Source organism: Streptomyces sp. LUP47B (assembly GCF_001746295.1).
GTDB lineage: Bacteria > Actinomycetota > Actinomycetes > Streptomycetales > Streptomycetaceae > Streptomyces.
Genome location: NZ_MJAH01000014.1, coordinates 92,860 through 103,736, shown reverse-complemented (window position 1 = coordinate 103,736; position 10,877 = coordinate 92,860). Strand labels below are relative to the sequence as shown.

Here is a 10,877-nt window from a genome sequence, read left to right as displayed (position 1 = left end):
CCAAGCGGATTTCATCCCTCCGCAACATTCCCCTGGGTCAGACCCGCACCCTCAGGTAGTAGAACCGGGTCGTCTGCACCGCGTTCTGGTTGTCGTCGCTGACCAGGAGGACCTTGAGGCGGCCCTTGCCCACGCCCGTGACGACCATGCCCTCGATGTTGTCGAGGAGCGGGTTCGGCTGGGGCTGCTTGGCCGTCGCGCCCAGGGTCGGGCAGCTCGCGATGTCCGTGAGCAGGGTCTTCTTGATCAGGCGCACTCCGGACTGGCCCGTCAGATTCTCGACGCCGCTCGTGTCCGTCGCGTGGCGGGGATCGGCCAGGTACAGGCGGACCGTGTTGCCGACGCCGGAGGTGAAGCCGCGCTCCAGGACGAGGAGGCGGCCGTCGGGGAGGGCCTGGACCTCGGGAACGCCGAGGAAGGCGGCGTCGGTGCGGTAGGCGTACTGGGCCGCGGGCTCGAAACGGCCGTGGTGGCGCCGCCAGGTCTGGAAGCGGACGATGCCGGCCGTGTCGCCGGAGAGCGCGTACTCCATGGAGGCGAGCAGGGTGCGGCCGCCGTTCATGAGGGTCAGGCCCTCGAAGGTCTGGTTCGACGTGGCGCGGCCCGCCGGGGCCACCTGGAGGGAGGCCGGGACGGGGAGGCGGTCGAGGATCGTGCCGTCGGTGCCGTAGCGGCGGATGGACGGCTCGGTCTCCGAGGTGACCAGCCGGGTGCCGTCCCGGTCGATCACCAGGCCCTCGGAGTCCAGCGCGGCGCCCTTCTCGTCGACGAGCGGGACGACCGACGTGGGCGCGAGCGTCCTCGCGTCCAGGGAGAACAGCGAGGAGCGGTCCGAGAGGGCGGCGAGCGAGCCGTCCCCGTCCACCGCGAGCGCGGAGAAGTTTCCGACGAAGGTGCCGTCGTACGCCGTCTTGTCGAGCGCGTCGGAGAAGCGGTCGAGGGAGACGGACGGGGAGCAGGCGTGGCTCACCGGCGCGGCGGCCCGCGCCGGGCCCGTGGCCGCGAGGCAGGCCGCCGCCGCCAGAGCCGCGGTGGTGGTGGCGAGTACGGTTCTCAGCTGCATGGGCGTCACCGTAGGGCGGGCCGGTGACGTACGGGCGACCGGCAGGCGTCAGCTCGCCGCGAGATCCCGGTGGATGACCTTCGCGACGCCCTGGATCGTCGTGATGCCGTAGTTCATGGTGCTGTTGCCGTGGGTGAGCACCGTGATCATGTAGTCGTGGCCGCCGCCCTTGAAGGTGCCGACGCTGTGCACCCGCCAGCCGTGGGTGGAGCGCTGCAGCCAGCCGTTCTTGACGTGCCAGGAGATGCCCGATCCGGCGCCGTACGGTGTGCCCCAGCGCTGCGACGAGATGACCTGGCCCATCAACTTCGAGATGTAGGCACGGGCGTTGTCGCTCAGGACGGTGTTGCTCGCGGTGACCAGCTTGAGCAGCTTCTGCTCGTCGGTGACGGTGATCTGGGTCAGGCCCCAGTAGCCGTTCGCCCCGGGCTTGGTCTGGGTCATCCCGGCCGCGGTGAGGAAGCCCTTGATCTTCGTCAGGCCGAGCTGCCGCCACAGCTTGCTGGTCGCGTCGTTGTCCGACTTGGTGATCATGGCCTTGGCGAGGGTGCTCTCACGGTCGGTCAGATACCTGTTGTGCTTCTTCGCGTCCCACAGCAGCGTGGCGAGGACGGTCACCTTGACGACGCTCGCGGAGTCGTAGGCGGTGGAGGAGCGCAGGGTGCAGGTGGTTTTGGTCGTACGGTCGTAGAGGCCCACGGCGATCGTGCCCGAGCGGTTGGAGACGGCGGACGTGATGTCCCGCTTGAGTTTGTCGGCGAGGCCCGCCTTCGCGGACGTGCAGCTGACTGCCGGTGCGGTCGCGGCGGCGGCCGGAGTGGCGGCGGCGACGCACGCGGCCAGCGCGCCCGTCGCGATCCATTTCGCGTGTCTTGCTATCCCCCGAGTCATGCCCTGTTGACTCTCGGGTTCGGGTGAATGGTTGTACGCATGGGGAATGGTTGTGCGAGTTGTTACCCAACCCGTGGCGTTTTCACAGGACGGCGCCAGCTACGTCACAGCTCTCACCCAACCGCCCTCCGCACGATTCCCGGGTGACATCTGCCACCGATCCCCACCCCCACACCGAGCCCGTGTCAGCCGACTGGCCGCCACCGGCCCCGCCCGCGGCGCCTCCGGACAGGGCCCCGCGCTGGTCGCTGCCCGTGCTGCTCGCGATCCTGGTCCTGGCCGGCGTCCTCTACAGCTGGAACCTGTCCGGGTCCGGCCTGAACAGCTTCTACAGTTCCGCGATCTACAGCGGTACGCAGAGCTGGAAGGCCTGGTTCTTCGGGTCCCTCGACGCGGGGAACTTCCTCACCGTCGACAAGCCGCCGTTCGCACTGATGGTCATGGGCCTTTCGTGCCGCATCTTCGGCTTCGGCACCTGGCAGATGATGCTGCCCGAGATCGCGGCCGCCCTCGGCACGATCTGGATCCTGCACACCTCCGTGAAGCGGGTGTTCGGGCACGCGGCGGCCACGATCGCCGCGCTCGTCCTCGCGCTGACCCCGATCACCGTCGCGATCAACCGGGACAACAACCCCGACACCCTCCTCGTCCTGCTGATGGTCGGCGGAGCGGCCCTCGCGCTGCGCGCGGTGCGCACCGACAGGCTGCTGCCGCTGATCGGCTCCGCGGTGCTCTTCGGGCTCGCCTTCAACACCAAGATGCTCCAGGGCTACATCGCCCTGCCCGCCGTCTTCGCGGTGTACGTGTACGCGTCGCGGCTCGGCTGGCGGAAGAAGGCCGTCAACCTGGCCCTCGCGTCGGTGGCGTTGGCGGTCTCCAGCTTCTGGTGGGCGACGGCGGTCTCGCTCGTGCCCGCCGACGACCGGCCCTACATCGGCGGTTCGACCGACGGCTCCGCCTGGAACCTGATCATGGGCTACAACGGCCTGGGCCGGGTCCTGGGCGGCGAGGGCAACGGCGGCGGCGGGGGCGGGGGCGGCACCTTCGCCGGCACCGCGGGCCTCGGCCGGATGTTCAACGACATCCTCGGCGGCCAGATCTCCTGGCTGATCCCCTTCGCCCTCCTCGCGCTCGTCGCCGGCCTGGTGCTGTGCGGCCGGGCCCCGCGTACCGACGCCACCCGCGCCGCGCTCGTCCTGTGGGGCGGCTGGCTGGTGCTGCACTACCTGACCTTCGCCATGGCGGAGGGCACCATGCACCCGTACTACACGACCGCGCTCGCCCCGGGCATCGCGGCGCTGACCGGCGCGGGCGGCGTCATGCTGTGGCGCGCCTTCCGCGGCGGTGACGCCCGCTGGTCCTGGGTGCTACCGGCCGGGCTCGCGGTCACCGGCATCTGGGCGATCGTGCTGCTGCGCCGGGCCACCGGCTGGAACACCTGGCTGTGGCCGGTCATCGGTGTGGTCATGGTCCTCGCGATCGTGGGCCTGTTCGTCTTCCGTACGGCGGGTTCCGGCACCAGGGCGCGACTGCTCGGCGTGTCCGTCGTCGCGGCGATCGTGGCGGCCCTCGCGGGCCCGACGGCGTACGCCGCCTCGCCGGCCTTCTCCACCACGGCCGGCGGCATGGGCGGCACCAACCCGACGGCGGGTCCGTCGACCGGTGGCGGCATGGGCGGTCCCGGGGGCGGGGGTGGCCGAGGTGGCTTCGGCGGCGGCAACGGCGGCCCTGGCGGTCAGATGCCGGGCGGCACCCAGCAGGGCAGCGGCCAGGCCGGTGGGGAGCTCCCCGGCGGCAACGGGGGCGGCATGCAGCCTGGCGGCGGCACCGGTGAACTCCCGCAGGCCGGCGCACCCGGCGGCACGAACGGGGAACTCCCGGGCGGCGGCACGGCTCCCGGCGGCACCGGTACCGCGGGAAACCGCCCCGGTGGCGGGGGCGGCATGGGCGGCAGCGTCGACAGCGAGCTGGTCTCCTACCTGGAGAAGCACCAGGACGGCGCCAAGTGGCTGCTCGCGGTGTCCAATTCACAGAGCGCCGGCCAGCTGATCCTCAGCACGCACAAGCCCGTCATCTCCATGTGGGGCTTCACCGGCACGGACAAGGCGATGACCCTCGCCAGGCTCAAGGAGCTGGTGAAGAAGGGCGAGCTGCACTACATCCAGCTCGGCGGCGGTGGAATGGGCGGCAACAGCAGCCTCAGCCAGGAGATCACCAGCTGGGTACAGAAGTACGGCACGGCGGTGAAGGAGAGCGACTACAGCACGAGCAAGAGCTCGACGTCGGACACGAGCACGGCCACGAGCACGAGCACCTCGACGGTCTACCGCCTGGACCCGTCGGACGTCGACTGACCAACTCCTGGTAACGCGGCCCCCGATCACGCGTCGGGGGCCGCTCGGTGTGTCAACTCGCGTAGACAAGGCCGGATTTGCCGTTTCAGGTCACCTAATGGACACGCGCCATCCATTTACACGGTCGCATGTCCATGTCACGCTCCCATCTGCCGCCTCCATTCAACCCGCGTAGATGGGACCCCCTTTATGCTGGCGACACGCATCCGCAGTTGGAAGTCGGTGGCGCTCACCACCGCCGCCGTGCTCGTCGGGCTCGCCGCCCCGGTCGTGACCACGACCCCGGCCGCCGCCACGACGACCGCGTACGACTCGACGTACTACAAGAACGCGGTCGGCAAGACGGGCACCACGCTGAAGTCCTCCCTGCACACGATCATCAGCGCCAACGTCTCGAAGATCTCGTACTCCGCGGTCTGGGACGCGCTCAAGGTCACCGACCAGGACCCGAACAACAGCAGCAACGTGATCCTGCTGTACAGCGGTGTCTCGCGCAGCAAGTCCCTCAACGGCGGTGACACCGGCGACTGGAACCGTGAGCACGTGTGGGCCAAGTCCCACGGCGACTTCGGCGAGGTGACCGGGCCCGGCACCGACCTGCACCACCTGCGCCCCGCGGACGTCCAGGTCAACAGCATCCGCGGCAACCTCGACTTCGACAACGGCGGCAGTGCCGTCACCAACGGCGGCGGCAGCACCGTCGACTCCGACTCCTTCGCGCCGCGCGCCGCGGACCGGGGCGACGTGGCCCGCATGATCCTCTACATGGCCGTGCGCTACGACGGCGGCGACGGCTTCGCCGACCTGGAGCCCAACGAGAAGGTCGGCAACGGCTCCAACCCCTACATGGGCAAGCTCTCCGTCCTCAAGGCCTGGAACGAGGCGGACCCGCCGAGCGCCTTCGAGGAGAAGCGCAACCAGGTCATCTACGACACCTACCAGCACAACCGCAACCCGTTCATCGACCACCCGGAGTGGGTCGAGGCGATCTGGTAGGCGGTTCCGCGACTGAACCCCCCTCTTCGCATGGGGGGTTCGGCCACTTGTCGAACAAGCGCGGGACAGTGACGGCCGGAGTACGGGGTGGCGTCGGCCTCGACGGTCAGCGCGAATCGCTTCCTGGACCACATCGCACGCGCTGTCCCGCTGTCCCTCTCGTCCTCTTTGGGCGAGGACCCGGAAGCGATGGCGGCGCTGACGCGTGCGATGTTCGACGCCCTTCCGATCTGGCCGGCACCTTCGACCCGTCCGGGAGCACCGGCGGACCTCGGTCAGGATGCGGGCCCGTGCACGGTGGGACCCGGCCGGGCTGGTCGCCCCGGCCGTCGCGCACCCGGGCGGGGTGGCGTTACGGGGCGGCCGGATCGGACTGGCGGCCTGCGAAGACTTGCACTAAACGACGACCGAGGGTGCGCCGGCCCCCTTCCCTCGCAGCGCCACCACGCTGAGAAGGCAGCAGGCCAGTGCCGCGATCCCGCAGACCACGTACCCGATGGCATAGCCGTTGCCGAGGGCTTCCAGCGCGATCGGCACCGCGCCTCCCGGTGGCGACGACGGGGGTACGGAGTTGGAGGCGAGGGGGCCGCCCTCGGCCGCGACCTGGCCTGCGGCCGCCTTGACCTGCGCGGACAGGTTGGAGGAGCCGAGCTTCTGCGTGAACTCGTTCGCGGCGTGGCTCAGCGCGATCGCGCCGATCACCGCCGGACCCAGGGTGAACCCGAAGTCACGCAGCAGGCTCGTCGAAGCGCTGGCCATGCCCGCGTAGTGGACCTCCACCGTGTTGACGGCCGTCGAAGTGATCGAGGAGACCGTGAGCGCGAAGCCGATGCCGACCAGGCTGATCGGGACGATCAGCGAGGTCAGCGCGCGATCGTTGACCGACAGGGTCGCGGCCATGAAGTCCCCGCCCGCCATCAGCGCCAGACCCGCGCCCAGTACCCAGCGCGGGCTGACCTTCTCCAGCAGCCGCGAGATCAGCGGCATCAGAAGCAGAGTCCACGAGTTGAGCAGGATGAAGGCGAACGAGCCACGCAAGGGGCTCTGGTGCTGGATGGGGCCCAGGCGGATGCTCGTCGTGTACGCCGTGCCCAGGTAGCTGAACATGCCGACCACGGCGACGAACGACGCGACCGCGAACGCCCGGTTCTTGAACAGGTCCAGTCTCAACAGCGGAGAGTCCGCGCGGAGTTCGGCCACTATGAAGAGGACGATGAACAAACCGGCCACCACATACGCGATCATCACCGGCCGCGCCGTCCAGCCGTCCGCCGGGCCCTGGATCACCGCGTACAGCAGGGCGAACATGCCGATGCCGATCGTGATCTGGCCCGCCAGGTCCAGTGAACGGCCTTCCGGCGCACTGGAGTTGTGCGCCAGCAGCTGGCTCAGCACCGTGCTGATCACCGCCAGGCCGGTCACGACGATGAACGCCCAGCGCCACGAGCCGTAGTTGCCCGTGATGCCACCCAGCACCGGAGCGACGAAGCCACCGCTCGACAGAGCGGCCGCCCAGATCGTGATCGTGCGGGCGCGGTCCCTCGCCGAGTGCGTTCCCGCGGCGATCATCGCCAGCGAGGTCGGGAACAGTGCCGCCGCACCCAGACCGGCGATGGCCTGGCCGACCCAGAGCATGTGGATGCCGGTCGCCGAGGCGGCCAGCGCCTCGCCGGCCACGATCAGCGCACCGCCCCCGACCAGCAGGCGCTTGCGGCCGAAGAGGTCGCCGAGGACTCCGAAGGTCAGTTCCAGAACGGAGACGGGGAGCAGGAAGGCGTCCGAGATCCAGGTGAGCTGGGAGCCGACGGGGCGCAGGTCCTCCTGGAAGAGGCCGTTCAACGTCGCCGGCATGGCCAGCGCGATCTGTGCCAGGCAGACCGCGAAGCAGCCGGCGATGAGGGTGCCGACGGGGAGGCCGCCGGAGGGGCGGGCGTCGGTGGAATCGGGGAGTGAACGCGTTTCGGTGGGCACGAGGGGCTCTCCTTTGAGCGGCGGCTGACCATCACGCCGAGAACGCGACGAATGTAGGGCAGTTTTCAGACGGCGGTCAATGGATTGCCCAGTAATAGTCCGCAGGCCTCTCCGCTGTGGGTGCTGAGGGCCGTCACTCGCCTGCCGCGGTCACCTTGATCTGGTCCAGCGCACTCGCGGCCTCCTGGCGAGCCGGGGCGTCGTAGCGCTGCGCGAGCTCGTGGAAGCGTTCCTCCGCGCGGGCCGCCGGCCAGCCCTCGGGCAGATGCTCGGCGGGCAGATGCGGGTCCTGGCGGACCTGGTCCAGCCAGTCGGTGTGCAGGAGCAGCTGCCGTACGAGGGGGTCCGCGTCCGCGGGCTCCTGGGCCGCGCCGCTCCAGCGGACCAGGAACGCCTCGTAGCCCTTGGCGATGGACTCCACGTCGAACGCCGTGTGCAGGATGGTGCGAGCGTCGGTGGGGGCGACCGCCGTGGATCCCTGGAAGACCCGGAGGTAGGAGTCGAGGCCCAGGCCTGCCACCACTTCGGGGACGTCCACCGTGCCCGGTGCCACCCACAGGCCGTTCTGCAGGGGGCCGAAGCCGTTCCACACCAGTCGGGAGCGCAGGTCGTGGCGTTCGCTGCGCCACGCCTCCGGGAGGGAGAAGCCGACGAGGGTCCAGGTGCCGTCCCAGTCACGGTTGACGGCACCGGTGTGCCAGATGCGGTCGTGGCCGTCCTGGAGGACGCCGACGGCCCTGGGAGTCGGGCCGAAGTACGTCTTGCGGCCGCGCCGGTGGCGTTCGAGCAGGCCGCGTTTGACCATCCGGGTGAGCGTGGACCGTACGGCGTCCTCGGTGATACCGGCCCGGCCGAACACGTCGATCAGGCTGCCGGCGGCCAGGGCGACGTCACGGCCGAGGGCGTGGATGCCGAAGAAGCTCAGCATCAACGACTGCGGCCGGGGCGCGCTGCCTGCCTGGTCGGACTGTTCGGGCTGATCGAAGCTGGTCACGGCGCAAGGGTAGAACCAGTTCCCCCTGCCGGGCAGGTAGGGGGTGGGGGTGGACCGGCGCCGTCAGGACGGCTTCGCCGCCGTAACCGCCATCGCGGTGACCGTGTTGCCCCACTCCGCGAACACGCTGTCATCCAGGGCGACTTGGTGGGAACCGGTGCCGGTCCCGGCCTTCCGGTCAGGGGCCGCGTTCGCTATCCGCCGACAGCCGTGGGAGCTGAGCCACCGTGGGCGCCGCCGTGGGGGCCGTACCGAAGCAGTGGCGCTCCCCGTCCCGCACCAGGCAGGCCCGCACGTGGGCCAGCTCGGACCCGGTGGCGGCGACCATCGGGGTGGACAGCGAGTCCGTGGCGTCGACCCGGTCCTTGACCTCGATCCGCCGCGGGGCCTGGCCCGGTACGAGGATCTCCGCCCGGTCCCCGACCCTCCCCAGGTCGATCCGCGCCCACACCGCGCCGCAGGCGGTGCTGCGCCGGATCTTGACCACGGTCGGCGGCCCCGGGAAGTCCCGTCGGCCCAGGGTCACCGGCACGGGATCGGCTCCGCAGACGTATGTTTCGGGATCCTTGCCTGTGCAGCTGCTGCCCTGGCATGCCTTCGCCAGGGCGGTGCGGGACGAGGGCACCGGATCCGGGCCGGACGTGTCGAAAGCGCCGGTGGCCGCCAGCGGCACGACGATCGCGACGGCCGCGAGCCCGCCCGCGGCAGCGGCGAGCAGTCCCCGCCCCGGGAGCCGGGATGAGCGGCCGCCGTCGCCGGGCGGGAGCACTCCGGCCCGAGCCGGCGACGGCGGGCCCGCCACGGGGCGCACGCCCGCAGCCCGCCCGCTCGACACGGTGTCGGCCAGCTCCCACAGGGCGAGGGGGCGGCCCGGGGGCTCGCCCGCCAGCTCGCACAACTCCTCGACGGCCTTCCGGGGCGGAACGGTCCTGCCGTTGAGGTAGCGCTCCCAGGACGACTTGCTGTACGGCGTCTTCGCGGCCAGCGCGGCCAGGCTCAGGCCCGTCCGGGACCGTAGCCCGCGCAGTGCCTCCGCCAACCGCTCGCATTCCACCGGTCGTTCGCCGGACGTCATTTCCGAAGCACCCCCCAGGTGTCCTCGCCCACGATTCCGTCCACGCGGAGATGCGCGCCCTCCTGCAACCGCTCCACCGCACGCTCGGTGCGGGACCCGAACGCTCCGTCTGCGATCCCCGGCGAGTAGCCGTGGTGGCGCAGCAGGCACTGCACCTCGACGACGGCCCACTGTGCGGAGCCCACGCCGACCAGGCCGACACGGGTCTTGCTGTACCCCGCGTACAGCAGGCCGTCCTCGGCCCGGTGCACCGTGCACGGGTAGTCCTTGCCGGCCCGGAACACGAAGGCCCCCTCACCCGTCTCCGACGCCGAGGCCGGACCGCTGCCCGTCCCCTCCCCTCCGCCGCCCCACGGTGCGGCCACCACCAGCGCGAGCACGGAGACAGCACCGCCCACTACGGCGGCGAGCACCCACCGTCGGCGGCCACGCCCCTTCCGCGGGGCTGCCTTCCCGGCCGTCTCCGCACGGGGACCGCCTTCGCCGCCGCGTGCCGCCTCCACCGCCACCTCGTGCAGGGCCAACAGCCGGGCCGGGTCGAGATCGCAGACACGGGCCAGCGCCGCCACCGCCTCCCGCGGCGGTGACGACCGGCCGTTGAGATAACGGTCCCAGGAGGACCGGCTGTAGCCGGTCCGGGCGGCCAGCGCCTGGAGACCGAGGCCGCTGTGGTCCTTGGCCCTGCGCAGCTGTACGACGAGTTGTCGCGTCCGCGGGTCCAGCGAGTCCGGCAGTTGCTTCCAACGAGACATGTCCACCCCATGTCTGTCGCCACTCCTCAACGAGGATGCCCCACAAGGCCGTTGCGGTTCCCGGGGCCGCCTCGCGGGGTGCGCGGTTTCGGCCGCCCCACAGGGCGTCCGAGGCGTCCCGCCGGTGACTCACCACGCGGAGCGTCCCCGCAGGTCGGAGGGTGGGACGTCCCGCGTCGACGGCAACTGTCCGGCGGCCCTTACCCCGCCCCGGACTCGGCCTGCAATGTCGGTGGTGCAGGACGGGCGGTGCGGTCCACCCCGTACCGCCCCACCGACCACAGAACGGGGAGCCAGACATGGTCATCACCGCAACGAGCAAGTCCATCGGCATCGGCATCGCCACGCTCGCCCTGCTGGGCGGCGTCGCGAGCGGCACAGCCACCGCCGGCCCGGCCGACTCGGCCCGGACGGCGACCGCCCACGCCGGCGCGGCCGATGCCACCACCACCGCCGCCGCGAAGAAGTGCAAGCACACCACGAGCCTCGGCTGGTACTGCGGCTACTACAAGGGCCACAAGACGGTGAAGTTCGGCAGCAGCGGCCAGGCCGTCAAGGAGGTGCAGGCGAACATCAACCAGACCACGGACTACAAGCCCAAGCTCAAGGTCGACGGCGAGTTCGGCTCGAAGACCAAGAAGGCCGTGCTGTGGTTCCAGCACGAGTTCAAGATCAAGCCGTACGACGGCATCGTCGGTCCGAAGACCTGGAAGGTGCTGCGGGCCAAGTAACCCGCCATACCTCCACCGCACGGCGGCCCGTTCCCCCTCGGGGGAGGGAA

General features: G+C 70.7%; 9 protein-coding genes. 3 read left to right on the top strand and 6 right to left on the bottom strand.

Going from position 1 to position 10,877, the window contains the following annotated elements; all coding sequences use genetic code 11:
- Positions 1–37: 37 nt before the first annotated feature.
- Positions 38–1,063, bottom strand: a complete 1,026-nt coding sequence (locus BFN33_RS34885) for an esterase-like activity of phytase family protein (protein ID WP_069764194.1) — start codon at positions 1,061–1,063, stop codon at positions 38–40.
- 48 nt (positions 1,064–1,111) lie between these two features.
- A complete protein-coding gene (locus tag BFN33_RS34880; RefSeq protein ID WP_069764193.1) occupies positions 1,112–1,954 on the bottom strand; it encodes a serine hydrolase in 843 nt (280 codons plus the stop codon).
- A 143-nt stretch (positions 1,955–2,097) separates the two neighbouring features.
- Between BFN33_RS34880 and BFN33_RS34875 the strand changes: the two genes are divergently transcribed.
- Both BFN33_RS34875 and BFN33_RS34870 read left to right on the top strand, forming a co-directional pair.
- On the top strand, positions 2,098–4,308 hold the full coding sequence (locus BFN33_RS34875; protein WP_069764192.1) for a glycosyltransferase family 39 protein: 2,211 nt from the start codon (positions 2,098–2,100) through the stop codon (positions 4,306–4,308).
- A 189-nt stretch (positions 4,309–4,497) separates the two neighbouring features.
- The gene (locus BFN33_RS34870; RefSeq protein WP_069764191.1) at positions 4,498–5,304 is read left to right on the top strand and encodes an endonuclease I family protein; all 807 of its coding nucleotides are present in this window, start codon (positions 4,498–4,500) and stop codon (positions 5,302–5,304) included.
- Positions 5,305–5,700: 396 nt separating this feature from the next.
- On the opposite strand, the gene BFN33_RS34865 is transcribed toward BFN33_RS34870, so the two are convergent.
- The 4 genes from BFN33_RS34865 to BFN33_RS34850 all read right to left on the bottom strand — a co-directional run bounded on the left by BFN33_RS34865 (position 5,701) and on the right by BFN33_RS34850 (position 10,096).
- Positions 5,701–7,275, bottom strand: a complete 1,575-nt coding sequence (locus BFN33_RS34865) for an MFS transporter (RefSeq protein ID WP_069764190.1) — start codon at positions 7,273–7,275, stop codon at positions 5,701–5,703.
- 133 nt (positions 7,276–7,408) lie between these two features.
- On the bottom strand, positions 7,409–8,269 hold the full coding sequence (locus BFN33_RS34860; protein WP_256122932.1) for a PaaX family transcriptional regulator C-terminal domain-containing protein: 861 nt from the start codon (positions 8,267–8,269) through the stop codon (positions 7,409–7,411).
- 178 nt (positions 8,270–8,447) lie between these two features.
- On the bottom strand, positions 8,448–9,344 hold the full coding sequence (locus BFN33_RS53365; RefSeq protein ID WP_069764189.1) for an XRE family transcriptional regulator: 897 nt from the start codon (positions 9,342–9,344) through the stop codon (positions 8,448–8,450).
- The gene (locus BFN33_RS34850; RefSeq protein ID WP_069764298.1) at positions 9,341–10,096 is read right to left on the bottom strand and encodes a helix-turn-helix domain-containing protein; all 756 of its coding nucleotides are present in this window, start codon (positions 10,094–10,096) and stop codon (positions 9,341–9,343) included. The genes BFN33_RS53365 and BFN33_RS34850 overlap by 4 nt, the downstream gene beginning before the upstream one ends.
- A 299-nt stretch (positions 10,097–10,395) precedes the next feature.
- Between BFN33_RS34850 and BFN33_RS34845 the strand changes: the two genes are divergently transcribed.
- Positions 10,396–10,827 (top strand): peptidoglycan-binding protein, encoded by a 432-nt coding sequence (locus BFN33_RS34845; protein ID WP_069764188.1) that lies wholly within the window; start codon positions 10,396–10,398, stop codon positions 10,825–10,827.
- Positions 10,828–10,877 lie beyond the last annotated feature (50 nt).